Below are 25,644 nucleotides of genomic sequence, written 5' to 3'. Positions count from 1 at the left end.
GACGGGCCCGTCTTTTCAGGGCGGCGGTCGGTCAGACGCGGTCGGCCGCGATCAGGAGGTACTGGAAGGAGCCGTCCTTGTAGGAGTTGATGAACGCCTCCTCGATCCCGGTGACCAGGGAGGACGTGGCCCGCAGCTCCCAGTAGGGGAGGGTCGCGGCCGTCAGGTCGACGACGGCCTGCGGTACGAGGCGGTTGTCGGCCATGGCACGCAGGTACTCCCTGCGGGAGTGGATGTTGCACTCGAAGTGCGCGTTGATCTGGGAGACCCACTTCGAGGGCTGACCGTAACGCGGGTTCCAGCAACCGGTGATGGTCACGTAGCGGCCGCCGACCTCGAGGATGCGGGAGTGCTCGGCGAAGAGGTCCTGCAGGTCGACGTACATGCTCGACTCGTTGTTCCACGAGCCAGCGGCCTGCCCCGTCTCGAAGGGCGTGTCGAGCATGTTGCACACACGGGCACGGACATGGTCCTCGATGCCGAGCTCGTGGGCGCGCTTGTTCGCGAAATCGGCCTGCTTGCTGGAGAGCGTGACGCCCTCGACCTTGCATCCGAATCGCTGGTGGGCCATGACCATCGAACCGCCCCGGCCGCAGCCGGCGTCCACGAGCGTGTCGTCACGCCCGATGGAACCGAGGTGGTCCAGGAGAACTTCGGCCTGCGCCGACTCCAGGCGGTGGAGCTCGGCGATCAGCTTCTTCTCGTACTCGCTGTCCTCGGTGTCCCCGAGGGCGGCGTGGTCGATGTCGCCGATGCCGTAGTGGTGGTGGTAGAGCCCGTCGACGTCGCCGAGGCGGAGGTTCACGGGCCTGGCCTCCTGGTTCCAGTAGCGGGCGATGTCGCTCTGGTAGGGCGACGCCGGAGCCGGAACGAACGCGGAGGTGCCGTTGGCGGTGGTGAGCTCGGTGCTGGTCACAGATGGTTCCATTTCTTACCAGAAATCGGGCAGGCTGTAGCGGTAGGTGTTGGTCTGGTGCCAGTAGTGGTTGCCGTCGACCCACACGGCCACTCCCCGCAGGAAGCGCAGCACGCTGGGGACGGGACAGGCGGCGGCCAGGGCGGCGGCTTCGGCTTCGAAGAGGCGCATGAGGTCGTTGTGGACCTCGACCGCCTTCAGGTAGCCGTCCTGGTCGGAGACGCCCTCCCGGTCGGCGATCACCACGGGCAGATTGAGATGCTTGCCGGGGCTGTCGAGCTCCTTGGTGTAGGAGTACAGGTCGTTGACGATGGTGGTCGCGTTCCCGGCGAGCGCGATGACCCGCTGCATGGCGGGCTGGGCGTGCAGGTCCGCCGGCAGTTCGTAGCCGCCGACGGTGTCGGTGATCGTGGGACAGGGGCGGAAGTTGTTGAACTGGCGCATCGCCAGGTACTCCCACACCTCCGGCACGTGGTCGGTCTCGGCCCAGGCCGCCTCGGCGAGATACCCCATGTGCAGTCGTGCCATGTCGTGCCGGAACCGGTCGGCCTGGGAGGGCGTGGACTGCTGGACGAAGTACTCCATGGCGGAGCGGTAGGCGCGCCGCGGGGCGTCCGACCCGAGCGACTCCAGCCACCCCGGCTCGTACTCCTTCGTGGTGTGCAGCGGGTCGAGGGCCGTGTGCGCGAGGAGGAGACGGCTACCGAGGCCGACGGGCGAGCCGCCGTGGTCCTCGCAGTAGCAGTCGTCGACGGCGTTCTCGGCGACCATCAGCCGTGTGGCGAGCATCAGATGGTCGATCGTCGGGGCGTCCGGGTGACAGGCGACCATGTAGCGGCCGACGGAGAAGCCGTCGAACTCGCCCTCCCACTCCTCGGGATACAGCTCGACCTCGTCGACCGCCCAGTCCTTGATACGGCGGCTGAGCTCCGCCACTCGCGCCGGGTCGGGCTCAGGCACCGGGTGGTGGTACAGGCCCGGGATCGGTGTGCCTTCCACCGGAGCCTCGGGCTCCGGAGGTTCCTCGCGCGGGACCAGGCTCAGGCCGGCCGTACCCAGACCGCTGGGACCGCGCAGGATCCGTTCCAGGTCGAGGCTCGGCTCCCCCGCCGCGGCGGGTTCGACTGCGGCGTCCTGGGGCGGAGTGCGGGTCTGGGCCTGGGTGAGGACGTGGGCCCCGAAGTGGGCCGCGGCGGCGGGCAGGCTCGACTGCTGAGGGGAAAGCCCGGGCTCGGGCATCCGTAGCTCCTTGCTGGGGTGGGGGGGGTCTGCCCCGGATCGCGGGCGTGCTCGCCCGGCCCGGGAACGTCCGGGCTTGTCGTGGCCGTCGGACGCCGCCCTAGCGGCGCCAGCGGGCGATCTGCACGTTCTCCAGCACGCCGAGCGCGTTGGGCACGAGGATGGCGGCGGAGTAGTACGTGGTGACGAGGTACGACATGATCGCCTGCTCGCTGATGCCCATGAAGCGCACGGACAGGCCCGGCTCGTACTCCTCGGGCAGGCCGGTCTGGCGCAGCCCGATGACGCCCTGGTTGTCCTCGCCGAGACGCATGGCGAGGATCGAGCTGGTGTTCTCCTTGCTGATGGGGATCTTGTTGCAGGGCAGGATCGGTACGCCCCGCCAGGCCCAGACGTGCTGCCCGTCGAGTTCGACGGTCTCCGGATACAGCCCGTGGGCGTTCCACTCGCGCCCGATCGCCGCGATCGTCCTGGGGTGGGCGAGGAAGAGCTTGGTGCCGCGGCGGCGGCAGAGCAGCTCGTCGAGGTCGTCCGGGGTGGGCGGGCCGGAATGGGGCTGGATCCGCTGCTTGAAGTCGGCGTTGTGCAGGAGGCCGAACTCGCGGTTGTTGATCAGCTCGTGCTCCTGGCGCTCGCGCAGCGCCTCGATGGTGAGCCTGAGCTGCTCCTCCGTCTGGTTCATCGGCCCGTTGTAGAGGTCGGCGACCCTCGTGTGGACCTTCAACACCGTCTGGGCGACGGAGAGTTCGTACTCGCGCGGCGCGAGTTCGTAGTCGACGAAGGCACCGGGCAGCACGACCTCGCCGACGTGGCCGGCCGACATCGCGATCTCGGCCTCGCCGTGACGGTTCTGCCGCTGGTGGGGCAGCGAGCTGAACCGCTGGATGTGGGCGTGGAGGCTCGGCGCCGTGGACATCACGGCGTCGAAGTCGGCCCGGGACAGGGTGAGGAGGGTGCCGGCGGTCTCGGCGGTGGCGGTGTAGTCCCACGTGCCCTGGCCGTCGAGGAGGGCGTGGTCACCGAAGCGGTCGCCGTCGGCGAGCACGGCGACGGCGACCTCGTCGCCGTACTTGCCCACGGCGATCTGGTTGATCCGACCGTGGGCGATCAGATGGATCTGCTGGGCGGGGGCGCCACGCTCGACCAGCACCTCGCCGGCGCGGAAGTCGCGCTGGACGCACCGGCCGGCGAGTGCGGTCAGCACCTCCACGTCGTCGAAGCCGCGCAGCAGGGCCAGTTCGCCGAGCTCGCGGGGGATCACCCGGACGCCGGCACCGTCCTGGACGAAGTCGATGCGCCCGTCGCCGACGGCGTAGCTCAACCGGCGGTTCACCCGGTAGGCGCCGCCCTTGGTCTCCACCCAGGGGAGCATCCGCAGCAGCCAGCGAGAGGTGATCTCCTGCATCTGCGGCGCGGACTTGGTCGTGGTGGCGAGGTTGCGGGCAGCCGCGGTGCTCAGGCTGGACTGCCGGGGCGGCTCCAGCTGCGCTTCCGGGCCGGTCTCAACGGTCATCGGGCGAGCTCTCCTTCGCGAGGGTGGCGATCGGCGCGCACGAGCCGACCGGAAAGAGAAGAAAGGGGGGCAATCTCTGGGAATTCGTCCGGATCCCGGGGAACAGTAACGGTGGGTAGGCCCCGTTCGCCCCATGAGTCCGCGAGCATGACCCGAAACAGTGATCTTGTTCCGCGCGGGGTTTATCCGTCCGACCTACAGCTTTCGGGCCACCTGCCCGAAACGTGAGGCAACCCGGCGGGCGCACCCGGCGTCCTTTCCCACAGGACGCATCGGCCGACACGACATCCACGGCCAGAGGGAACAGGACACCCCATGAGCGACAAGGCCCGGACTCTCTTCGACGCGCTCGACCTCGACCAGGACGGCACCCTGACGCGCACTGAGGTCATCCAGGCCCTCCGGGCGAAGGGCCCGACCCTCGCCGCGCAGGGAGTGATCCCCTTCTGGGGTGTGGGGAACGCCGACGAGGCTTCGGCCCTGTTCGACGAGGCCGACCAGAACGGCGACCGCGTTCTGACGTTCGAGGAGTTCTCCGCCCTGGCGAACCGCCGCTTCGGCTGGTGACGCGCGGGCCCAACGGGCCCCGAAAACGATCAAAGACCTCACGCGGACCTGATCCGGGTTCCACCCTGCCTGGAAGCCATGACCAGCAGGCTGTTCGATGTGGTCGATTCCATGCATAGGCAGTGCCAGTCATGGCCCTGATCGATCAACTACGGACCCAGGTCGGTCAACGGACGTCTCCGTTCCGGCAAGGTCACCTGGCGAGCCCGAACTGACTATGCTCCCCCTGCGTGTTGCTCCACTCACAGCGAGTTGAAAGCTGTGTCGCGCGCGGGACGACGCCTGGCCGCAGGGAGGCGTGACCACCGATGCGATCCCGAACCGATGCCTCGGGGACACCCATCGGAAGGCCTGTGCTCGGCCGAGCGAAGTCCCGACCGTTCTTGTCGGCGCACCGCACCGCCCCCAGTCCACCAATTCCAGACTGTTGAGGGAACCTTCGATGGTTCGTGCAGGTTCAACCCCTAGATCGCTGCCACGTGCAGTGGCTCCAGCATGGCTGATCCCCCCTGGTGTTCTGGCTGGGGCCTGCGTCATAGCGCTGATCTACGTCCCCGCGCAGATACACACGCCGGTTGCCTGGTGCGGCCTCGTCGCGGTTGTCCTGACGGCGATCACCTCGGCCGAGACGGTGCGTCGGTCGCGCTCGGCGGGAGCGGCCCACTACGCACGGGCGAGTGCCGAGGTACAGCAGTACTACGCACAACGCGAAACCGCTCTGCTCGCACGCTTGTCCGATCAGCGGACCACCACCGTATGGCTCGCCGAAGAACTCCTGCCCGCGGCTGTCGCCCGCCTGCAGAAGGGTGAGCCCGCTTCGGAGATCCTGCAGTCCGTCACGTTCGGGGACCATCTCGACAGCGAGTTCGCCGAGGCGCTCCGGGCGGCTCTGCGGACGCTCCTGGAAGCCGTGGACGCCGAGGAGCGCACCCGGGACTCCTCGCAGCGGGCCCTGGTGGCGATCGCGCGACGGGTCCAGGCGATCGTGCATCAACTCGCCAAGGACCTCCGCGACATGCAGATCCTGCACGGTACGGATGTCGTGGTCTCCCGTGGCCTGCAGGACATCGACCACCGCAATGCCCTGATCGGCCGCCTCGCGGCCAGCATCGCGGTGCTGGGCGACGCCCGGCCCGGGCGCCAGTGGTCGAAGGCGATCCCGCTCTACGACGTGGTGCGCGGAGCCATGTCCCGCATCGTGGACTACCCCCGCGTGAAGCTGCAGTCGGTGACCGAGGTGGCCGTGATCGGCCAGGGCGCCGAGCCGCTGATCCACCTGCTCGCCGAACTGCTCGACAACGCCACGACCTTCTCGCCGCCGCACGCCCCGGTCGAGGTGACCGCGAGCGAGGTGCCCTCCGGAATCGCCATCGAGATCGAGGACCGCGGGGTCGGGCTCACCGAGGAGGTCCGCCGGCGCATCGACCGGGTCATGGCTCTGGCGTCGTCCGGCATCGATCTGTCCGACCTGGGCGAGGCGACCCAGCTCGGCCTGCCCGTCGTCAGCCGGCTGGCCCGGGAGAACGGCCTGGACGTCGACCTGCGCACCTCCGCGTACGGAGGAGTGCGGGCCGTCGTGCTCGTGCCGCGGCGCCTGATCACCACCGTTCAGCAGCCCACCCCGAAAATCCACCAGTTCGCGCCGAAGCCCACGGGCGCACCGACCGTGCCGAGGCCGACGATGACGCGCGATGCCTCAGCGGATTCCGTCGAGGTCAAACAGACCGTCAACGGACTGCCGCAACGGCGACGCGAGTCGCCCGTACCGACACCGGTCGTCCGCACGACCCCCCACCCCCCTGCCGCTCCTGCCGCCTCCCCGGGAACGGCCGGCGCGCCCCGGCAGCCGGGCCTCATGTGGGAGGCGTTCAGCGGCGAGAAGAGACCGAGCACCGACCCTTCCATCCCCACCAGCGAGCCATCAGACGAGGGTGAGTAACCGTGCCGCCACTGCCCAACATGGACTGGATGCTCAAGGAGCTTGCGGCCAGCGTCCCGTACGTGCGACACGTGGTCGTGTTGTCGTCGGACGGTCTGTGCATCGGTCAAGCGAACACGGAGCCCGACACCGCCGACGCGATCGCCGCCGCCTGCTCGGGCATCCAGAGCCTGGCGAAGGCCATCGCGCAGAAGTTCCCGCACGGAGACGGCTCGACGCGCATGGTCGGGATCGAGGTCGACGGCGGATACTTCTCCCTCATGGCGGCCGGACCCGGCGCCTATCTCGCGGTGCTGGCCGACGAGGAGGTGGACGCGGGGTTGCTGGGCGACCGCATGCGTACGCTGGTGGTCCGGATCGGCCAGCACATGACCAGCCCGCCGCGTGATGACGTCGGGCAGGCGATGTGACGCCAGAGAACCAGGGCGCATGGGACGAAGGCAGTCCCGTGCCGCTTTACGTCATCTCCGGTGGTCCAGGTTCCTCGGCCAAGGCCTTCAACCTGGTCACCCTCGTCGCATCGAGGTCCGCACCCGAACCAGGGATGCAGCCCGAGCAGGCGGCCATCCTCGCGATATGCCAGTACCCGCTGTCGGTGGCCGAGATCTCCGCGTATCTCAGCCTGCCGTTCAGCGTCGTCACGGCCCTGCTCTCCAAGCTCGTCGACAACGAGCGAGTGGAGGCCACTGCTCCCGTTCCTGTCGCGGCGGTCCCCGAACTTGGCCTTCTGGAGGCGGTGATCCATGGACTACGTAAGCTCTGACGCACCCACCGCCGGCCCCCGCCGCTCGGACGTGCTGCTGCCGCACGGCGCCAGGGGAGTCAAGGTCGTGATTGTCGGCGGCTTCGGGGTGGGCAAGACGACCATGGTCGGGGCGGTGAGCGAGATCCCGCCCCTGACCACCGAAGAGACCATGACGCAGGCCGGCGTCGGGATCGACCACAATCCCGGTGCGGAGGGCAAGAACACCACGACCGTCGCCATGGACTTCGGTCGCATCAGCATCAACGAGGAGCTGATCCTCTATCTCTTCGGCACGCCGGGCCAGGAGCGCTTCTGGTTCCTGTGGAACGGCATCTTCGAAGGCGCGCTCGGTGCCGTGGTCCTCGTCGACACCCGGAGGATCGAAGTCTGCTTCGAGATCATCACCCGCCTCGAAGACCGCCGCGTCCCCTTCGTCGTCGCCGTCAACACCTTCCCCGAGGCGCCGCAGCACCCCATAGCAGCCCTGCGCTCTGCTCTGGCCCTCAACGAATCGGTGCCCATCATCACCTGTGACGCTCGCGACCGGTCGTCCTGCCGCGACGCCCTGCTCTCGCTGATGGGCTACCTGATCACCCTCGCCGCCGCTCAGGAGGTCGTATGACCGTCCCACCCGCTGACCACACCACCACGGAAGCAGGGCTCGTCCCGCCCCCGGGTTGCCCGGCACACACCGCCGCGGGAGCCGACGCGGTGACCCGGCTCCACGGCGCCGCTGCCGAGACGGACCCCATGGGCCTGTACGAGAAGCTGCGCGCCACCCATGGACCGGTGGCGCCCGTCCTGCTCGAAGGGGACGTACGCGCCTGGCTCGTCCTGGGGTACCTCGAGAACCGTGATGTGGCCACCCGTTCCACCCAGTTCTCCCGCGACCCCCGCACCTGGCACGGCTGGGAAAGTGGCGAGATCGACCCCGAGACCTCGCCGCTGATGCCGATGATCGGCTGGAGGCCCGACTGCGTATGCGCGGACGGCGAGGAGCACCAGCGCCTGCGCGGCGCTGTCACGGCCGCCCTCGACCAGTTCGACCAGCGTGGGATCCGCCGCCACATCACCCGCTTCGCGCACCAGCTGATCGATGAGTTCTGCGAAAGCGGCACGGTGGAGCTGGTCGGTCAGTTCACCGAGCCCCTGCCCATGCTCGTGCTCACCCACCTGCTCGGCATGCGGGACGAGGACGCTCCCAAGCTCGTCCATGCCGCCCGGGACCTCTTCAAGGCCACCGAGACCTCGCTCGCCAGCAACGCCTATGTGCTGGAGGCCCTCAGGCAGCTGGTCGCCACCAAGCGCGCCCAGCCCGGACAGGACATCGCGTCCGTCCTGATGGCCCACCCGGCCGGCCTCACGGACGAGGAGGTGCAGCACCACCTGCGCCTCATCCTGCTCGCGGGCTATGAGACGACCGCCAATCTCATGTCGAACGTGCTACGGATGGTGGTCACCGACCCGCGGTTCCGCGGGTCCTTGGCCGGCGGCCAGATGACCTTGCCCGAAGCAGTGGAGCAAGTGCTGTGGGACGAGCCACCGCTGATGGTGTGCCCAAGCCGCTATGCCACCGGTGACACCACCCTCGGAGGTCAGGAGATCAAGGCGGGAGACATGCTCCTGCTGGGCCTGGCCGCCGGGAACGTCGACAAGGCGATCCGCCCGGACCCCTCGACCCGCGTGCACCACAACCGCGCGCACCTGTCCTTCAGTGCCGGCGCCCATGAGTGCCCCGGCCAGGACATCGGGCGTGTCATCGCCGACACCGGCATCGACATCCTGCTCACCCGGCTTCCCGACATCAGCCTGGCCGTGCCCGAGGGAGAGCTCACCTGGCGCTCCTCGACCTGGTCCCGGCATCTGACGGCGCTGCCCGTGAAGTTCGCCTCCCGCCGCCCGGAAGCGCATGACGCGGTGACGCCGCTGCCGGCCCCGCCCCCGCCGAGCAGCGGGATGCCGGCCGCTCCCCCATGGCCGGTACCCGAGACCGAGTTGAGTCGTGGGCCCGCACCCCGCACGTCGTGGCGGGAGCGGCTGAGGCGGATCCTGCGGAGGCGGTAAGCCCCCGCGGCTCGCATCGGAGCCGAGCATCACAGCCGAGGAGGCTGCCGGACGCGTGGGTCGGCAGCCTCCTCAGAGCTGGGCGCAGGCGGGCACAACGGCGGTGGAAGTCCGTTGCTCGGGGAACGGACCGTCCGCGGGAGCGTAGCGGGGTGCTCCGGTGTACCAGCCGTGGAGGCCGGACAGGAAACTGCGTGCTCCCCGGAGCCACGCCTCCAGCTCGATCCGTTCGCCGTGGTCCAGGCCGGCCCGCCGGACGACCGGGGGCAGTTCGCTCCGTGTGAGGTGATCGAAGTGGCGCAGTCGTGCGGTCACCAGATCGGCGGCGGCATGCATCGCCTCCTGGACGGTGATGCCCAGGGATGTCTGGAGGACTATGACGAGGTTGTTGACGTCGTGTTCGTCATGGACTTCCCGCTCGTAGGAGGCGATGTCGTTGGCCAATCCCATGTAGTCCATGAAGGCCTCGAGCAGCGAGCGGACGGTGCGGCTGTGCCGGATCTGCTCGGGAATCCGTGCGCCCGTGGAGAGTTCGACGGAGTAGGGGGCGGTATAGGCGGCGAAGCTTTCCCGTCGGAACTGGGCGTACTCGATCAGGTCCGGGACACGGCCGGCGCGGCTGTTGGCCAGTTCCTGAACTCCCGCGTCGATGTACCGTGCCAGGGCCCGGTTGAGACCCTTCCGCCAGTGCGCCAGCCTCGGGGGGAACAGCCGCTGCTGGAGGTAGGCCATGCCCCTTTCGACGGCATTGGCCGGCTCCGGCAACCGGGCGCCCTGCTCCGACGGCAGGAAGGCGTGGAGACGGGCGGTGAAGGCATGCGCGCCCGCCAGGTCGCCCGTCTGTTTGAAGGTGGCGGCGAAGTAGTCGTCCCAGGCCAGAGCCCAGAGGTTGAACCGGTGATTGAGCCGGAGGTCGGTCAGTGAGGCATCGGGAAGAGCCCAGGCCGTCAGCTGGTCGACGGCCATGGCGTGGAACTGGGACAGGGTCCAGATCGCCCGGCGGGCCGACGGCGCTTCGCCGCCGTCCAGCATGCCCATCTCTCGCGCCCACGTCTCGGTCTCGTCGTGCAGGGCCCGCAGATACGGATTCACCCGCACCGGGTACGGCATCCACAACTTGGGGAGCTTGATGGCCTGCGCTGTCATGGGATCCCTGCTTCCCCTTCGGCGTGCGTCGGTGTGCGGACCACAACTGCGAGCGGCCCGCCGTGCCTTTCCCAACTCGAATCGGATGGATCGACATCACACCCCCGTGGACGGCACGTCGGAGCGGCGCGCCGCATGCGCCCCGGCGATACGAGCCGGTGGCGCGCCCCTTCAGGCGCTCGAGCTCACCCCGTGGCGGGTTTCCGGCGCGTCGGGGTCACGCCCTTTGATCGGGGACTGGAAGAGGATCGCGCATGTCAGTTCCTGGGGCATGGTTTCTCCCTCCGAGACGGCCCACCGGTCGACGATCCACTGCTGCCGCGGGGACGGACGCCGAACCGTTCCCGCTCATCGATGCTCCAAAACGTGCCCGCCTCGGCCGATCCACAACCCCGTACAGCTGTCCTCGGCTCGCGATCAGGGCCGGTTTGTACAGAATGAAACGATCCTTCTGGGTCGGTTTGGCTCAAATTCGATCCCAAAGCTGGCCATGATCGACCAGTGATCGCCAATCGGTATGCGTGGGTGTGCGATCCCGGTATGGCTCCGTGCCGCGTGGCCGAGGCGCCCTATGCCCCGCTGGTGGAGGGGGCGGGCAGGTGGCTGGACAGGGATCGGACGAGGGCCAGGAGGCTGAGGCCGAACATCAGGACACCCAGGGGGACATGGAGCGAAGGTACGTGGGCGACGCCCAGGACGACCTGCGCGGACGCGAGGACGAGGAAGCCGACGGAGTGGAGGATGGGGCGGGGCGAGCCGCCGCCCGGGCGCCAGGCCAGGATCGTGGCGATCACGTACAGCATCGACGCCGCGTACATCACCTTCGAGCCGACGTCGTGCATCAGATACCCGCGGGACGAGGTCAGCAGCACTCCCGCGGTGGCGGCCTGGAAGAACAGGGTCAGCGTCTGCAGGGCTATCGCGGCCTTCAGGAACGTCGGTCCGCCCGGCGCCGTCGTGGTTCGTCTGGTCATGGTGGGTCCTCTCGTGGTGTCCGGCCGACAGGTCGGCGCAGAGTGAGCGGGGTTACGGAAGTGACACGGGTGAGCTTCTCGGGTTACGGACGCAGCAGAGGCCGGTGATGCGGGCGTGTGCCGCTCCCCCTCCGCCTCATGATCATGCTCATGCCTACGCAGCTCAAGAGGCCCGTGCGACGGTGGACGGCGCTCCGCCGCGCTCGGCCTGCAACACCTGCTTGCGGTGGTCGCCCTTGGGCCAGCTGTGCGAGCCGGGCCTGCGCGCCTCCGCCACCAAGTGCTTGACGCTGAACTGGCAGGAGATCTCCTTGAGTTTCGCGCCGGCGCGGCCACCGACGTAGAGCCGCCTCGCGGTGTCGTCCTTGCGCGCGAGCTGGAACACGGCGGCGCGGCGGCCCAGGCTGACGCACATGGCGGGGAAGGACAGATCGATCGGCGCGGGCGGCTCACCCGCGATGCGGGCGAGGATCGTGTCGGCGGCGTGCGCGCCCAGACAGCCGGCACCGTAGGCGCTCATCCGGAACGGCAGATCCGAGGGTGCCGCCGAGTCACCGGCCGCGAGAATGCGCTCGTCGTCCACGCTCGTCAGCGTCTCGTCCGTGATCAGACGGCCGACGGCGTCGACGGTCAGCCCGCTGCGCGCGGCCAGGTCCGGCACCCCGAAGCCGACGGTCCAGACGGTGACCTCACTCGGCAGTTCGCGGCCGTCGCCGAGGCGCACGGCACGACGTGCCACCGCCGTGACCTTCGTGTCGGGGCCGTCGAGCACGGTCACCCCGAGCCGGGCGAGCCGACGGGCAGCCGTACGCCGGGCCCGCGGGTGCAGATAGGGGCCCAGCACACCTCCGCAGACCAGGGTCACCCGACGGCCCTGCTCCGCCAGTTCCGCAGCGGTCTCGATGCCGGTCGGGCCCCCTCCGACCACGACGACAGGGGCCGCCGCGGGCGCGGCTTCGAGCGCCGATCGCAGCTGCTGCGCGGCCTCCAGGGTGGCGATCGGACGAGCGAACTCGGACGCCCCGGGAACGCTCGGTTCGGCGCTGCCGCTGCCCGCCGCGTAGATCAGGTAGTCGTAGCCGACCGTCCCGCCGCTCGCCAGTGTCACGCTGCGACCGGGCGCATCGATACGGGTCACGGTGTCGGCCACCAGCCGGACCCCCTCGGCCAGGACCTCCGGGTACGCGACGGTGGCATCGTGGGTCCCGCCCGCCAGCTGGTGCAGACGGAGCCGCGGGACGAAGGTCCGCCGCGGGTTGATCACGGTCACGGTCACGTCGTCGCGCTGCGTCAGACGGTTGGCCGCCATGACACCGGCGTATCCACCGCCGATCACGACCACCTCGATGTTCTCGTTCATGGTGTCTCCTCCGTCTCCCGGTGTTCGACCCTCAAGACACCGCGCTACCGATGGTTGTGACAGGAAGTGACGCAGGTCACTCAAGGGAGCTGTCGTCCCGTGATCGAGCCGGTCCGGCGCCCTGCCGAGACCGGATCGGAAAGATGTTCTAGCGTGGAAAGGGACACGCACCGCGCAGCGGCGATGGCAGGGACGTTCGGTTCGTCCGGCCACCGCCCTCGGGCGATGGGTCCGATCGGCAGGTGAGATCAATGAGCGGCACGGCCGGCTCGGCCGGGGACGGAAACCACCACCACGACGTGATCGTCGTCGGCGCACGCTGCGCAGGCGCACCGACCGCGATGCTTCTGGCTCGTCTCGGTCACCGGGTTCTCCTGGTCGACCGGGCGACATTCCCGAGCGACACGATCTCCACTCATCTGATCCATCCGCCCGGACTGGCCGCGCTGGACCGGTGGGGACTGCTGGAGCGGGTCGTGGCGACCGGGTGTCCGCCCATCGACACCTACATGTTCGACCTCGGACCGATCACCATCGCCGGGTCCCCGGCCGGAGAGGGCTTCGACGTCTCGTACGCGCCGCGCCGCACGGTCCTGGACAAGATCCTCGTCGACGCCGCCACGGAAGCCGGTGTCGAGGTACGCGAGGGATTCACCGTCGAGGAGCTCCTCTTCGACGGGCCCGTGGTGACCGGGATCAAGGGCCACAGCAAGGAGGGCGGTCCCGCCGTCGACCACGCCCGAATCACCGTGGGCGCGGACGGACTTCACTCGTCCGTCGCCAGGGCGACCGGCGCCTCCGGCTACGCGGAGAAACCGAAGATCAACGCCTACTACTACACGTACTGGGCCGGACTTCCCATGCACGGAACGTACGAGGCGTACGACCGCGGCGACTGCGCTTTCGCCGCGTGGCCCACCAACGAGGACCTGGCGATGGTCGTCAGCGGCTGGCCCATGCGTGACTTCGAAGCCAACCGCAGCGACATCGAAGGCAATTACCACGCCACGCTGGCCCGTGCGCCGGCCTTCGCGGAGCGGATCGCGCGGGCCACGCGGGCCGAACGCTTCGTCGGGACGGCCATCCCCAATTACTTCCGCAGACCCTACGGCCCCGGCTGGGTCCTGGTCGGCGACGCCGGATACCTGAAGGACCCCATCACCGCCCAGGGCATCCAGGACGCCTTCAGCGACGCCGAGCGGTGCTCCCACGCACTCGACGACGTACTCGCCGGCCGCCGGTCCTTCGACGAAGCGATGCGGGCTTCCCAGGAGGCAAGGGACGCCCAGGTCACCAGCATGTACGAGTTCACAGCCGAGTTCGCGACGATGGAGCCGCCGCCCCCTGAGATGCGGGAACTGCTCCTCGCCGTGTCCCAAAGCCCCTCGGCATCCGATGAGTTCGTCAGAGTCACGGCGGGAGTGACCCCACCCGAGGAGTTCTTCGGCCACATGCAGGAACGGATGAGCCACCAGGCACCCGACGCGGCCTGATCCCATGACCGGTGCGTGGCCAGGCAGGGAGAAGTCAGTGGCGGCCGGCGGGAACGGCTTCGGCCGTTCCCGCCTGGCCAGCAACGGAAGTGGTGGCAGTCAGACGACAGCTGTGCCCGTATGGTCCGCGAGCTCGGCCAGCAACTCGTTCTGGAAGTCGATGTCGTGCACGGCGTTGTGGGGATCCTGGAGCCGCTGGTGATACCAGTACCCGCCGCTCGTGCGCGCACGCGGGTCGTCACTGGTGGCAAGCCATTCCTGGGTGAGGTGGCCAAGTCGCAGGTCGTCGGGCGCGCCAGGTCCTCCCATTCTGGTGGGAACCCAGCCGGGATCGACGGCATTGCTGATCACGTTCGGCCAGATCCGGGCGACAGCGACGGCGAGGGTCGTCACGAACAGCTTGCTGTCCGAGTACGAGCCGGTCGCGCGACGGCCGCTCCAGTCGACGTGGGCCAGCTCCGCCCTCCCGCCCCTGTGCATGCCGCTGCTCAGGTACACCAGCCGCTGCGGGCGCTCGACGAGTGCCGTGAGCAGATAGGGGGCTACGACATTGACGGGCATGATGCGCGGGCCGCGGTAGACACCGGCGTTGTGGATCACGGCATCCATCGGACCGAGCCGGTTCACCTGCTCGGCGACCCTTGACGTCTCGCCCAGGTCGGACAGGTCTCCGACGACTGCCGAGGCGCCGCGGCCGACGAGGTCGCGGACAGCGGTGAGCCGGAGGTCGCTGCGGACGTGGACGACGACGTCATGGCCGGCGTTCATCAGGGTTCGTGCGGCGGCTCGGCCGAGACCGTCGGCGGAGCCGGTGATGAAGATGCGTGCCATGTCTTCTCTTCCGTGTGTATGCGCCGTACGTGCTGCGGCAGGCGGCCGCAGCCGAGTGCGGCGGGGAAAGACCGACGTGGAGGACCGACGTCGTCAGGTGTGACGGCGAGGCCGACACGTTCCGGTCGGCGGCCCACGAGGCGAGGATGCGCAGCCGCTCATGGGTGGGGGAGCCGGGCGCGGCAGTCCAGACGGTGAGGTGCTGGTCGGGGTCGGTGCTGGCGGTGAGGGTGTCCCAGTCGGGGATCAGCTCGCCCACGACAGGATGGTTGAGGGTCTTCGTGCCGACGGTCCGGGCCGCGACGCGGTGGTCGCCCCACCACTGGGCGAACTGCTTGTCGCGTGTGGACAGTTCGCCGACCAGCTCGATCAGGCGGGGATCGTCGGGGTACCGCGCCGCTTCCATGCGCAGTTGGGCCACGGCGGTGTGGGCGGACCCTTCCCAGTCGGCGTACAGGGTCCGCATGGCGGGTTCGGTGAAGATGATCCGGGGGTAGTTGCGGTGCTTCTCCGGGAGCCGGGAGAAGTCGAGGACGAGCGCTGCCGCCGGCGCGTTCCAGGCCAGGACGTCCCCGCGCCGGCCCTGCACGATGGCCGGTGTGGCGCTCAGGTCGTCCAGGAGGCGCTGAAGCTGCGGCTGAACCTTCTGGCGGCCGCGGCGCCGGGTGCGGGTACTGGTCTTGCCGGCGAGCTGGAAGAGATAGCCGCGCTCGTCGTCGTCCAGATGCAGTACCCGGGCGAGGACGTCCAGGACGGGTGCGGACGCCTGCATACGGCCCTGTTCGAGCCGGGTGTAGTAGTCGGTGCTGATGCTGGCGAGCTGGGCGACCTCCTCGCGGCGCAGCCCGGCCACTCGGCGTGGCCTGCCGGTCTCGGGGAGCCCGACCGTGCGGGGGCTCAGCTCCGAGCGGCGCTTCTTGAGGAATTCTCCCAGCTCGTTGAGGGGGACGTTGCCGGTCATGCAGCCCAGCATGGCACCGATCGCGCCTGAAGAAGGGGGGAGGGTTTACTCCCAGGATGTTCCCCTCCCTGGATGCTTTTCTCCGCTTTTCGCACCCGTCTGCCCGTGTGAGGCTCGATCTCGAGCCGCTGCGATCCCCCTGCCTGTGGCTTTCCGGACCCTCGCAGTGAAGGAGACCCACCCATGCGCGGAGCAGTCATCCACGCCCCAGGCGATGTGCGCGTCGAGGACCTGGAGGATCCGCAGATCCTCCACGCCACCGACGCCGTCATCCGCACGGTCGCCACCTGTGTATGTGGCTCGGACCTGTGGCCCTATCGCGGCCTGGAGACCACGGCTACCCGTCCAACTGCCTGCACCGCGAGTTCATGAGCACCTGCCAGGCCGAGTACGTCCGCATCCCGAACGCCCACGGCACCCTCGTCGCCACGGACGAGCACCCGGACGGCGCACTCGTGCCGAGCCTGCTCGCCCTCTCCGACGTCATGGGCACCGGCTGGTACGCCGCCCTCGCCGCCGAGGTCACGGCCGGCTCCACAGCCGTGGTCGTCGGCGACGGCGCGGTCGGCCTGTGCGGTGTCATCGCCGCCAAGGAGCTCGGCGCCGAGAGGATCATCGCCATGAGCCGGCACGAGAGCCGGCAGAAGCTCGCCTTGGAGTTCGGTGCCACCGACATCGTCACCGAGCGCGGCACCGAAGGCATCGAGCGCGTGAAGGAGCTGACGAACGGCATCGGCGCGGACTCGGTGCTGGAGTGCGTCGGCACCGCCCAGGCGATGCGGCAGGCTCTGCACGCGGCCCGGCCGGGCGGCAACGTCGGCTTCGTCGGCGTCCCGCACGAGGTGGCGATCGACGGCGAGGAACTGTTCTACTCCCACGTCGGCCTGCGCGGCGGCCCCGCCCCGGTACGCGCCTACCTGCCCGACCTCATCGACCGGGTCCTCTCCGGCCGGATCAACCCGGGCAAGGTGTTCGACCTCGCCCTGCCCCTGGAGCAGGTCGCCGAGGGCTACCGGGCCATGGACGAGCGCCGCGCCATCAAGGCCCTCCTCACGCCCTGACCGCCCCGCTCCCCCACCGAGCCGGGCGTCCCTGCCATCCGGCTCCGTCTTGCCCGCGCTCCCTCGCGAAGGACTCAGCGTGACCACGTTCGCTCTCGTCGGCTCCGGACCCGGCCTGGGGCCGGCCACCGCCCGCCGATTCCGCCGTGGCCTGGTCCGCGCCGCCCCGGCAGCCGCTCTACTGCTGGCCGTGACCGCCTGCGGCAACGACTCGGCGGAACCCCCTCCCGCATCCGCGCCTCCCTCCTCGCCATCCTCAGGACGGCAGCAGACACCGGCACCCACCACACACCCCGACTCCGGCAGGAACACCGCCATGAACATCCGGGTCACCATCGACGGCCGACCCGTCGGCGCCACCTTGAACGACAGCCCTGCCGCTCGCGACTTCGCCGAGCTACTCCCGCTCACCCTGGACCTGGAGGACTTCCACAGGACGGAGCGAATCGCCTACCTGCCGCGCAATCACCAGCCGGCTCGGGCCGGCAACCCGGCTCCCGGGAATCGCCCGCCTTCAACGCCCAGGCGAACCGGCCCAGTCCGGCCCTGCGACCACCACACCCCCGAACGCACGAAAGGCCGCCCTCTCATGGATGAGAGAACGGCCTCCGACCTGCGTTTCCGCACAGTCGGGACGACAGGATTTGAACCTGCGACCCCTTGACCCCCAGTCAAGTGCGCTACCAAGCTGCGCCACGTCCCGGTGCCCGTCTGACCTGGGGTTTCCCCCGGCCGAACGCGCATGAGAACAATACCGCACTTCCCCGGGTGGTCACGAACCGCTTTCCGGCTTGACCTCGACCTCGCTTGAGGTTGCACGGTGGGTGGCATGACGAACACGGACATCGACAGGCTCCATGGCCTCATGGCGCTGATGACCGGCGACGAGAAGCACTCCCCCGCCGCCACCTCCACGCTCGACGCCCTCTGGGTCCTCTACGACCAGGTGCTGCGCGTCTCGCCCGAGACCGTCGCGGACCCGGGGCGCGACCGGTTCCTGCTCTCGAAGGGGCACGGGCCGATGGCGTACTACGCCGTCCTCGCCGCCAAGGGCTTCTTCCCCGAGGAGCTGCTGACCGGCTTCGGGTCGTACGACTCACCGCTCGGACACCACCCCGACCGGACGCTCGTGCCGGGCGCCGAGATCGGCAGCGGGTCCCTGGGGCACGGGCTGCCGCTGGCCGTGGGGAGCGCGCTCGGGCTGCGCGCGCAGGGGCTCGCCGAGCCGCGGGTGTGGGTGCTGATCGGGGACGCCGAGCTGGACGAGGGCAGCAATCACGAGGCCATCGCCTACGCGGGCCCCGCCGGTCTCGAGCAGCTGCACACGCTGGTGATCGACAACAGCTCCGCGACCTACGGCTGGCCCGGCGGGATCGCCTCGCGCTTCGAGGCCGCCGGATGGTCCGCCGAGACCGTCGACGGACGTGATCACGAGGCGCTGTACGCCGCCTTCACCGCCCCGCACCCGGGCCGGCCACGCGCCGTCGTCGCCCGCGTCGAGCCCAAGAACGCCTGATCAGCCCCACCCCCATAAGGAGTGCCCTGCGATGGACACCATGCGTGACCGCTTCATCTCGACCACCAGTCGCCTGCTCGACGAGGACCCCCGCCTCGCGCTCGTCCTCGCCGAGATCAGCAAGGACGGCTTCCAGCAGGCCGAGCGGCGCCACCCGGACCGAGTGATCAATGTCGGCATCCGGGAGCAGCTGCTGATCGGTGCGGGTGGCGGGCTGGCGCTGACGGGGCTGCGGCCGGTCATGCACACCTTCGCGAGCTTCCTGGTCGAGCGCCCCTTCGAACAGCTCAAGCTCGACTTCGGGCATCAGGGGGTGAGCGGTGTCCTGGTGAGCGCCGGGGCTTCGTACGACTGGCCTGCCGGCGGTTTCACTCACATGTCGCCCGGCGACGTGGCCCTGCTCGACACGCTCGACGGCTGGACGGTGCACGTTCCGGGGCACCCGGAGGAGGCGGAGACGCTGCTGCGGCAGGCGGTCGCGGGGGGCGATCTCGTCTACGTCCGGCTCTCGCTCCAGTCCAACGTCTCGCCGCTCCCCGTTTCGCCCGGCTTCAGTACCGTCCGCGAAGGGCGGGGCGGGGTCGTCCTCGCGGTCGGGCCCATGCTGGACAACGTCCTGGCCGCCACCGAGGGCCTCGACGTGACCGTCCTGTACGCGAGCACGATCCGCCCCTTCGACGCCGCGGCCCTGCGCCGGGCGGCCGCCGCGGCCCGCCCGGACGTCGTCCTGGTCGAGCCCTACCTCGCCGGTACGTCGACGGCGGCGGCCAACGACGCCCTCGCCGCGCTCCCCCACCGCGTCCTCGGCCTCGGGGTCTCCCGCCGGGAGCTGCGCAAGTACGGAAGCATCGACGAGCACCTGGCCGGCCACGGGCTCGACCCGGCCGGACTGCGGGAGCGCGTCACGAGCTTCCTCGGGCGGTAGGACGTCAGCCCTCCTCGGGCGGGGCCCCTACCTCCGGGTACTGCTCCAGGAGCCTGCGCGGAGCCACTTGGCGCCATGAGTCGGCGAGGATGACGCGGAGCTCCTCCTCGTCGTCGAGGGCGCCGATCCGGACTCGCACCCAGGCGTAGCCGTCGTCGTGCCCCTCCCGCATGAAGAACTTGGCGGGCTCGGAGGCGATGAGTTCCTCGCGCTCCTCCTTGGGGCATTTCACCCCTATCGCCTGTTCGTCGTCGTCCAGCGAGGCGAAGATCTTTCCGCCCGGGCCCGCGCGGAAGGTGGGCATGCCCCAGGCGAGCTTCTCGACCGCCCCGGGCAGTGAGAGCGCGATTCTGCGTACGTCGTCGGCAGTGGCCATGCCTCGACCGTACGGCCCGCCACCGACACCGACCTCCCTGCCGGCGCTCTTCGGGGCGCACGCGCCGGAGCGTGCGCCGGTCACTCCCCGTGACGCGCCCCCATGCACCTCCGCCCCTCCGGACACCGTTCCCCGGCCCACGCCTCGCGTGCGCCCGACCTCGGAGGTTCCGGTTCCGCCCGGGCTCGGCGATTGTTCCGACATTCCGCCCCCGTGGTGAGGAGGTGGTTATTGAGGCGACCAGGCACCCCTCGATGCCATATGCCCACCAATCGTTTGCCGTTGGCATGTGGCAGAAAGATGCCCACGGGGAATCCGCCGAGGACCCGCCCGAACAGGCCAAGTCCGCACGAAACACAGACAGATTCAATCGTCAACAACTCCGGTTTCAGACAAATTCCGTAGTGATATTGATCCGCCCGAGAAAGATCAACACCATGGAGTGTCGGCCTGTTCGGGACGGGGCCACTGCCGATGCACCACCTGCTCGAACAACCGAGCGAGCAGGCGTTTCGCGGAGGAGGGACTCGTATGGACGGCTACTTCAGCAGTCGACTTCATCATCAGCTCAGGGGAACGGTCCGGGACTTCGCGGAGAGTGAGGTCCGACCGCGGATAGCCGAGATGGAAGCGTCCCGGTCGGTGCACCACGAATTGTCGCGGCTGATCTGCGAGCAGGGCTGGCTGGGCGCCACCATCGGTCAGGAATACGGCGGAATGGGCGCCGGGCACCTGGCCAAAACCGTCATCATCGAGGAGCTTTCCCGGGTCAGCGGCGCGATGGGCGCCATGGTTCAGGCCTCCCAGCTCGGCACCGCCAAGATCCTCCACTTCGGCAGCGACGACCAGCGCAAGACCTGGCTCCCCGCCATCGCCACGGGTGAGTGCCTGCCGACCATCGCGGTCACCGAGCCCGAATCGGGCGGTCACGTCCTCGGCATGACCGCGAGCGCCGTCCGCGACGGCGACGACTACATCCTCAACGGCCGCAAGGTCTTCGTCGGCAACAGCCACGTGGGCGATCTGCACGGTGTGGTCGTGCGGACCGGCCCCGGCTCGAAGGGCCTCACGGCCTTCCTGGTCGAGTCCGATCGCCCGGGATTCCGGCTCGGCCCCCAGCAGCCGGCCATGGGACTGCACGGCTTCAGCTTCGGCGAGCTCATCTTCGAGAACTGCCGGGTCCCGGCCTCCAACCGGCTCGGCGACGAGGGCGAGGGCCTGTCCGTCGCGTACTCCTCCAGCGTGCTGTACGGCCGGGCCAACCTCACCGCCGTCTCGCTCGGCATCCACCAGGCGATCCTGGAGGAGACCACCCGGTTCTGCGAGGAGCGCCACCGCTACGGCAAGCCGCTCCACGAACTCCCCACGGTCAAGCTGAAGTTGGGACAGATGCAGTCCCGGCTGATGACGGCACGGCTCGCGGCATACCACGCGGTTCATCTGCTCGACCAGGGCCTGTCCTGCGACGCCGAGCTGATGAACGCCAAGCTGGTCAACGTGGAGTCGGCGATCGACTCCGGTCGCAACGCCATGGAGATCCACGCGGCCGCCGGTCTCTTCACCAACCGTCCGATCGAGCGCTACCTCCGCGACGCGCACCACATCTTCGCCCCCGCCGGCACCTCCGACATCCAGCTGCTGCGTCTTGCCGAGGTCGCTCTCGGCCAGGACAAGGGCAGTTGGTCCGAGAAGCTCGCGGACCTGCTCAAGCTGGAGCCCGTACACGCGTGACCACACGAGAGCACAGACGCCGCAGCGCCCCGGCGCGGCATGAAGCCGCCCCGGGGCGCCACCCGTCCACCTGAACGGGTCAGATCAACCCGTCCTCACGGCGATGGATCTGCTCCACCAGCTCCGCCGCGAGCGTCTTGATCGTCTCCAGACCGGCCCGGCCCCACGGCCGCACATCGGTGTCGACCACGCAGATCGTGCCCAGCGCCATGCCCGTACGGTCGATCAGCGGCGCGCCCATGTAGGAGCGGATGCCGATCTCGTCCACCACCGGGTTCCCCGCGAAGCGCGGGTAGTCGCAGACGTCCTCCAGGACCAGCGCCTTGCGCCGCACGACCACGTGCGGGCAGTAGCCGTGGTCACGGGCCATGTACCGGCCGACGTTCCCGCCCGCGGCCGCCGCGCCAAGGTCGCTGCCCGTGTGGGTGCCCGTCGGGGTGTGCAGGCCGGCGAAGAACTGCCGGTTCTCGTCGATGAAGTTGACCATCGAGAACGGGGCGCCGGTCACCTGCGCGAGCCGGGTGGCGAACTCGTCGAACGCCGGCTCCGGCCGCTCCCCCAGGCCCAGTTCGCGCAGCCGTCGTACGCGGGCGGGCGCCTCCTGGTCGACAGGGGTCAGCAGCAGATGCCCGGTCGGGTCGTAGGTCATGTCGGTGCTCCGTAGCTCGGCACGGCGGCCGGGATGGTGGTGAGCAGATGCTTGACGAGGGTGAACAGCGTCCGGATGCCGGCGCTGGAGATCCGCGCGTCGCAGAGCACGACCGGCACTTCGGGCTTAAGGTCGAGCGCGGCACGCACCTCGTCCGGCTCGTAGCGGTACGCGCCGTCGAACTCGTTGACCGCCACGACGAATCCGATCCCGCGCCGTTCGAAGAAGTCGACGGCGGAGAAGCAGTCCTGCAAGCGCCGGGTGTCGGCGAGGACGACCGCTCCGAGCGCGCCCTCGGACAGCTCGTCCCACATGAACCAGAAGCGCTCCTGGCCCGGGGTCCCGAAGAGGTACAGCACGTTCCTGTCGTCCAACGTGATGCGCCCGAAGTCCATCGCGACCGTGGTCGTGGTCTTGGACTCCACGCCCTCCAGGCTGTCGGTGGCCGCGCTGACCTGCGTCAGCAGCTCTTCGGTGCTCAGCGGTTCGATCTCGCTGACCGCGCCCACGAAGGTGGTCTTGCCCACGCCGAAGCCGCCCGCCACCAGGATCTTGAGCGCGGTGGGGAACGGGTCGGTCGCGAGGTTCTCGTGGGGCTCAAAGCCGTTGTCGTAGGCCATCGAGCACTGCCTCCAGCAAGGAACGGTCGGTTGGGTTGGCGTGGAAGCGGGGCGCCCGTGCGGTCAGCGCACCGCAGTCCACGAGGTCGGAGAGCAGAACCTTGGTGACGACCGCCGGGAGCCGTAAGTGCGCCGCGATCTCCGCCACCGAGATGGGTCCGTCGCACAGCCCGAGGGCCAGACTGTGCTCGGGACCCATGTGTGCCTGCGGTGTGGCTCCCGTCGCTATCACCATGGAGAGGAGGTCCAGCGCGGTGGTGGGCTGGGTCCGGCCGCCGATCACGGTGTACGGGCGGATCAGCCGGCCCGCCGCGTCATCGAGCCAGGGCCCCTCCTGGGAGAACGTCACGGCTACTGCCCCGCGCTGCGCGCCGCGCCCGCGGCCTGCCTGGCGGGCGTGACCAGATACGGACGTACGCTCTTGACCAGCATCGCCATCTCGTATCCCAGGACCGCGGCGTCCGCCTCGCGTCCGGCGAGAACCGCCAGGCAGGTGCCGGAGCCGGCGGTGGAGACGAACAGCAGGGTGGAATCGAGTTCGACGACCACCTGCCGGACCTCGCCGCCGTCGCCGAACCGCGCACCGGCGCTGCGGCCGAGCGAGTACAGCCCGGAGGCCAGCGCGGCCATGTGGTCGGCGGCGTCGATGTCGAGGCCGTGGACCGACTTGACCAGGCCGTCGGAGGAGAGCAGTACCGCGCTGCGGGTGTACGGGACCCGCTGGACCAGACCGCTCAGCAGCCAGTCGAGATCCGAGGAATGGCCGTTCGGCGCATTGCTCGCCATGGTGCATCTACTCCTTGTGCGCGTCGCCGGGACGCGGCGGTTCATGGGCGGGGGGCTGGGATTCGGCGAGTCCGATGCCCCGCTGGAATGCGGCCATCAGACCCGGATCGTGCAGGGCGTGCTCCTCGGGCTTGCGGGCCACGGGCTCGTCACGCAGCTGCGGGACGATGTGCTCCTGCGCGCGCCGCTTGGGGAGGAGGGGTCGGCCGGGCGCTTCCGCTCGCGGGGCCGGGGTGATCGTGCCGGGGTTGGCACGCTCGGCGCGATCTCCGCGCACGGGGAGGGGGGCTCCGTCGTGCGCGGGGGCGGCCGGGGAGGGCACGCCCGCGTTCGGCTGCTGGAGCGGGAGGGCCGGTGCGGAGGTGGTGTACGTGAGGGGCCGGTGTGGGGGTTCGGCCGCGGGCTCCGGCGCATGCGCGGGCGTACGTACGGGGGTGTGCGCGGAGGCGTGGACGGGCGCGGGCGCCTGCGGGTGTACGGGTGCCGGTGCGGGCATCCCGGCCGGTGCCGGTGCTGCGGGGGCCGCGTGGACCGCCGGGGCTGCCGCCGGTCGAGGCATCTGCGGCGCCTGGGGCGGATGGCCCGCGCCCGCCGCTCCCGGCCGGCCCTCGTTCCGCGCGAGCCCCTCGGGGTCGGCGCCGAGGAGGCCCTGCGGCAGCACGAGGACGGCCTGGACACCGCCGTAGATGTTCGACTGGAGGCGTACCGCGATGCCGTGGCGCCTGGCGAGCGCGGAGACCACGAAGAGCCCGATGCGGCCGTCCTGGAGCAGGTGGGCGACGTTGACCTGGTCGGGGTCCGCGAGCAGGGCGTTCATCTTGTTCTGCTCGGTGACCGGCATGCCCAGACCGCGGTCCTCGACCTCGATGGCGAGGCCGGCCGTGACGTACTGGGCGCGCAGCAGCACCGTGGTGTGCGGGGCGGAGAACAGCGTCGCGTTCTCGACCAGTTCCGCGAGCAGGTGGATGACGTCGGCCACCGCATGGCCCCGCAGCGTGCCGTCGATCGGCGGGACGAGCTTCACGCGCGGGTACTGCTCGACCTCGGCGATGGAGGAGCGCAGCACTTCGGTCATGGTGACCGGATTCGACCACTGGCGGCGGGAGATGGCGCCGCCGAGCACGGCGAGGTTCTCGGCGTGGCGGCGGATGCGGGTGGCCAGGTGGTCGACGTGGAACAGGCCCTTGAGCAGCTCGGGGTCCTCGACCTCGTTCTCCAGCTCGTCCAGGAGCTGGATCTCGCGGTGGACGAGGGACTGGAGGCGGCGGGCGAGGTTGACGAAGACCTCGACCTTCTGCTCGTTGCCGACGCTGCTGGAGAGCCTGGAGGCCTGGACGACGGCGGCCACGGCGGCCTCGTGGGAGCGGGTCAACTCCTGTGCGAGCAGGTCGAACTCGTCGCCGGAGGTCGCGGGCGGCGGGGTGGCCGGGCGGGCCGGGGGGCCTTCGCCGCGGCGCAGCTGCTCGACGACCGCGCGTAATTCGCTCTGACTGCGGGCGCTGGAGCGGCGCAGGGTGTTGCAGCGGTCGAGGACGGACTTGGCCGCCCGGTCGGCACCGAGCGCGGCCGCGGTCACGGAGGCGACCGTGAGGGCCGCGGCGCCCGTGAGCGCGGCCCAGAGGCCGGGGGTCGGACCGGCTCCGGTGGAGCGGATGGTGAAGATGACGGCGGCCGCGCCGCCGAGTGCCACGGCGACGGCCGGAAGCACGGAGGTACGCAGGAGTTGGGGGCGTATGCGGGCTTCCGGCGGGAGCGGCGCGGGATTCTGCGCGGGGTTGGGAGTCCCCGCACCGGGAGCGGAACGGGCGCCTGACCGGCCGTGCCGCCCGCCCTCACGGCGTTCGGACCGCGCGGCGGGTGCGCGAAGTTGAGACATGAGTGTCCTTGGTACGTGCCCAGGATTCGGCGTACTGCAGGGGTGTGTGACGTGGGTCGGATGAGCCTACGGATGATCACCAACCACCCACTGTAGTCGTCAACCGTTCATGTGCGGTGCGCAGTTGGCAAACTTACCCGCAGCTCACCCGACTCTGGTATCACCCTTCGCACGACCGGCCGAGAACGTATGGCCGGAACCCGGCGGGGCGCGGTGAAGGCGCGGGAACGGAACGGGGCGGAGGCGTGTGTACGCCTCCGCCTTCGGTGGAATCGGTTCCTGACCGGAATCGGCCGGCGGGACATCGCGCCAGGGAGTGCGTGCGTCCTTGAGCACGCCCTCAACGGCTTCCGCCT

At 69.7% G+C, this 25,644-nt stretch carries 24 protein-coding genes, 1 tRNA gene and 2 pseudogenes; 12 read left to right on the top strand and 15 right to left on the bottom strand.

Going from position 1 to position 25,644, the window contains the following annotated elements; genetic code table 11:
- Nucleotides 1-31: 31 nt before the first annotated feature.
- From ABZ939_RS09950 to ABZ939_RS09940, 3 genes are all read right to left on the bottom strand, one after another.
- The gene (locus tag ABZ939_RS09950; protein WP_361851217.1) at nt 32-928 is read right to left on the bottom strand and encodes a geranyl diphosphate 2-C-methyltransferase; all 897 of its coding nucleotides are present in this window, start codon (nt 926-928) and stop codon (nt 32-34) included.
- Nucleotides 929-931: 3 nt separating this feature from the next.
- Nucleotides 932-2,155 carry a family 2 encapsulin nanocompartment cargo protein terpene cyclase gene (locus tag ABZ939_RS09945; protein ID WP_361851215.1) on the bottom strand — a complete coding sequence of 408 codons (1,224 nt, stop codon included), beginning with the start codon at nt 2,153-2,155 and terminating at the stop codon, nt 932-934.
- A 100-nt stretch (nt 2,156-2,255) separates the two neighbouring features.
- Entirely contained in the window at nt 2,256-3,668 is a 1,413-nt protein-coding gene (locus ABZ939_RS09940) for a family 2B encapsulin nanocompartment shell protein (protein ID WP_361851213.1), read from the bottom strand.
- A 315-nt stretch (nt 3,669-3,983) separates the two neighbouring features.
- Between ABZ939_RS09940 and ABZ939_RS09935 the strand changes: the two genes are divergently transcribed.
- The 6 genes from ABZ939_RS09935 to ABZ939_RS09910 all read left to right on the top strand — a co-directional run bounded on the left by ABZ939_RS09935 (nt 3,984) and on the right by ABZ939_RS09910 (nt 8,983).
- A complete protein-coding gene (locus tag ABZ939_RS09935; protein WP_361851211.1) occupies nt 3,984-4,235 on the top strand; it encodes an EF-hand domain-containing protein in 252 nt (83 codons plus the stop codon).
- A 730-nt stretch (nt 4,236-4,965) separates the two neighbouring features.
- Complete coding sequence (locus tag ABZ939_RS09930; RefSeq protein ID WP_361851209.1) at nt 4,966-6,174, top strand: ATP-binding protein; 1,209 nt, start codon at nt 4,966-4,968, stop codon at nt 6,172-6,174.
- A 20-nt stretch (nt 6,175-6,194) separates the two neighbouring features.
- Entirely contained in the window at nt 6,195-6,584 is a 390-nt protein-coding gene (locus ABZ939_RS09925) for a roadblock/LC7 domain-containing protein (protein ID WP_064067810.1), read from the top strand.
- A gap of 38 nt (nt 6,585-6,622) precedes the next feature.
- Nucleotides 6,623-6,937, top strand: coding sequence for a DUF742 domain-containing protein (locus tag ABZ939_RS09920; protein ID WP_361851207.1), 315 nt, complete (start codon nt 6,623-6,625; stop codon nt 6,935-6,937).
- Nucleotides 6,918-7,541 (top strand): ATP/GTP-binding protein, encoded by a 624-nt coding sequence (locus ABZ939_RS09915; protein WP_361851205.1) that lies wholly within the window; start codon nt 6,918-6,920, stop codon nt 7,539-7,541. The genes ABZ939_RS09920 and ABZ939_RS09915 overlap by 20 nt, the downstream gene beginning before the upstream one ends.
- The gene (locus ABZ939_RS09910) at nt 7,538-8,983 is read left to right on the top strand and encodes a cytochrome P450 (RefSeq protein WP_361851203.1); all 1,446 of its coding nucleotides are present in this window, start codon (nt 7,538-7,540) and stop codon (nt 8,981-8,983) included. Before ABZ939_RS09915 ends, ABZ939_RS09910 begins: the two co-directional genes overlap by 4 nt.
- 72 nt (nt 8,984-9,055) lie before the next feature.
- On the opposite strand, the gene ABZ939_RS09905 is transcribed toward ABZ939_RS09910, so the two are convergent.
- The 3 genes from ABZ939_RS09905 to ABZ939_RS09895 all read right to left on the bottom strand — a co-directional run bounded on the left by ABZ939_RS09905 (nt 9,056) and on the right by ABZ939_RS09895 (nt 12,463).
- A complete protein-coding gene (locus tag ABZ939_RS09905) occupies nt 9,056-10,129 on the bottom strand; it encodes a hypothetical protein (RefSeq protein WP_361851201.1) in 1,074 nt (357 codons plus the stop codon).
- A gap of 569 nt (nt 10,130-10,698) precedes the next feature.
- Nucleotides 10,699-11,103 carry a hypothetical protein gene (locus ABZ939_RS09900; protein ID WP_361851199.1) on the bottom strand — a complete coding sequence of 135 codons (405 nt, stop codon included), beginning with the start codon at nt 11,101-11,103 and terminating at the stop codon, nt 10,699-10,701.
- A gap of 163 nt (nt 11,104-11,266) precedes the next feature.
- Nucleotides 11,267-12,463: an FAD-dependent oxidoreductase gene (locus tag ABZ939_RS09895; protein ID WP_361851197.1), complete on the bottom strand. Its 1,197-nt coding sequence runs from the start codon at nt 12,461-12,463 to the stop codon at nt 11,267-11,269.
- A 251-nt stretch (nt 12,464-12,714) separates the two neighbouring features.
- On the opposite strand from ABZ939_RS09895, the gene ABZ939_RS09890 reads away from it, so the two are divergent.
- A complete protein-coding gene (locus ABZ939_RS09890; RefSeq protein ID WP_361851195.1) occupies nt 12,715-13,956 on the top strand; it encodes an NAD(P)/FAD-dependent oxidoreductase in 1,242 nt (413 codons plus the stop codon).
- A 99-nt stretch (nt 13,957-14,055) separates the two neighbouring features.
- Here ABZ939_RS09890 and ABZ939_RS09885 read toward each other — a convergent pair whose 3' ends face one another.
- Together ABZ939_RS09885 and ABZ939_RS09880 are read right to left on the bottom strand one after the other, a co-directional pair.
- Nucleotides 14,056-14,787 carry an SDR family NAD(P)-dependent oxidoreductase gene (locus tag ABZ939_RS09885; RefSeq protein WP_361851193.1) on the bottom strand — a complete coding sequence of 244 codons (732 nt, stop codon included), beginning with the start codon at nt 14,785-14,787 and terminating at the stop codon, nt 14,056-14,058.
- Nucleotides 14,788-14,890: 103 nt separating this feature from the next.
- Nucleotides 14,891-15,760 (bottom strand): annotated as a pseudogene (locus ABZ939_RS09880) (helix-turn-helix transcriptional regulator); the annotation flags it as partial.
- A gap of 171 nt (nt 15,761-15,931) precedes the next feature.
- Between ABZ939_RS09880 and ABZ939_RS09875 the strand changes: the two are divergent.
- Nucleotides 15,932-16,809: pseudogene (locus ABZ939_RS09875) on the top strand (zinc-binding dehydrogenase).
- Nucleotides 16,810-17,125: 316 nt separating this feature from the next.
- Nucleotides 17,126-17,473, top strand: coding sequence for a cyclophilin-like fold protein (locus ABZ939_RS09870; protein WP_361851191.1), 348 nt, complete (start codon nt 17,126-17,128; stop codon nt 17,471-17,473).
- Here the strand turns inward: ABZ939_RS09870 and ABZ939_RS09865 are convergent.
- Nucleotides 17,439-17,512 (bottom strand) — tRNA-Pro (locus ABZ939_RS09865). The two genes, ABZ939_RS09870 and ABZ939_RS09865, sit on opposite strands and share 35 nt — an antisense overlap.
- Nucleotides 17,513-17,638: 126 nt before the next feature.
- Here ABZ939_RS09865 and ABZ939_RS09860 point away from each other — a divergent pair.
- The gene (locus ABZ939_RS09860) at nt 17,639-18,325 is read left to right on the top strand and encodes a transketolase (protein ID WP_361851190.1); all 687 of its coding nucleotides are present in this window, start codon (nt 17,639-17,641) and stop codon (nt 18,323-18,325) included.
- A gap of 31 nt (nt 18,326-18,356) precedes the next feature.
- On the top strand, nt 18,357-19,250 hold the full coding sequence (locus ABZ939_RS09855; RefSeq protein WP_361851188.1) for a transketolase: 894 nt from the start codon (nt 18,357-18,359) through the stop codon (nt 19,248-19,250).
- Nucleotides 19,251-19,254: 4 nt separating this feature from the next.
- On the opposite strand, the gene ABZ939_RS09850 is transcribed toward ABZ939_RS09855, so the two are convergent.
- Nucleotides 19,255-19,626 (bottom strand): MmcQ/YjbR family DNA-binding protein, encoded by a 372-nt coding sequence (locus ABZ939_RS09850; RefSeq protein WP_361851186.1) that lies wholly within the window; start codon nt 19,624-19,626, stop codon nt 19,255-19,257.
- Nucleotides 19,627-20,157: 531 nt separating this feature from the next.
- Between ABZ939_RS09850 and ABZ939_RS09845 the strand changes: the two genes are divergently transcribed.
- A complete protein-coding gene (locus tag ABZ939_RS09845) occupies nt 20,158-21,357 on the top strand; it encodes an acyl-CoA dehydrogenase family protein (RefSeq protein ID WP_361851184.1) in 1,200 nt (399 codons plus the stop codon).
- Nucleotides 21,358-21,436: 79 nt separating this feature from the next.
- Here ABZ939_RS09845 and ABZ939_RS09840 read toward each other — a convergent pair whose 3' ends face one another.
- Genes ABZ939_RS09840 through ABZ939_RS09820 form a run of 5 tightly spaced genes read right to left on the bottom strand, consistent with a single transcriptional unit; the run spans nt 21,437 to nt 25,288 of the window.
- Complete coding sequence (locus tag ABZ939_RS09840; RefSeq protein WP_361851182.1) at nt 21,437-22,006, bottom strand: GAF domain-containing protein; 570 nt, start codon at nt 22,004-22,006, stop codon at nt 21,437-21,439.
- Nucleotides 22,003-22,626, bottom strand: coding sequence for an ATP/GTP-binding protein (locus tag ABZ939_RS09835; RefSeq protein ID WP_361851180.1), 624 nt, complete (start codon nt 22,624-22,626; stop codon nt 22,003-22,005). Before ABZ939_RS09835 ends, ABZ939_RS09840 begins: the two co-directional genes overlap by 4 nt.
- Nucleotides 22,604-22,975: a DUF742 domain-containing protein gene (locus tag ABZ939_RS09830; protein ID WP_361851178.1), complete on the bottom strand. Its 372-nt coding sequence runs from the start codon at nt 22,973-22,975 to the stop codon at nt 22,604-22,606. Before ABZ939_RS09830 ends, ABZ939_RS09835 begins: the two co-directional genes overlap by 23 nt.
- A 2-nt stretch (nt 22,976-22,977) precedes the next feature.
- A complete protein-coding gene (locus ABZ939_RS09825; protein WP_361851176.1) occupies nt 22,978-23,412 on the bottom strand; it encodes a roadblock/LC7 domain-containing protein in 435 nt (144 codons plus the stop codon).
- Nucleotides 23,413-23,419: 7 nt separating this feature from the next.
- The gene (locus tag ABZ939_RS09820; protein ID WP_361851174.1) at nt 23,420-25,288 is read right to left on the bottom strand and encodes an ATP-binding protein; all 1,869 of its coding nucleotides are present in this window, start codon (nt 25,286-25,288) and stop codon (nt 23,420-23,422) included.
- Nucleotides 25,289-25,644 lie beyond the last annotated feature (356 nt).

The organism is Streptomyces sp. NPDC046712 (assembly GCF_040645695.1).
Classification (GTDB): Bacteria; Actinomycetota; Actinomycetes; order Streptomycetales; family Streptomycetaceae; genus Streptomyces.
This window is presented reverse-complemented; position numbering and strand designations above follow the sequence as displayed.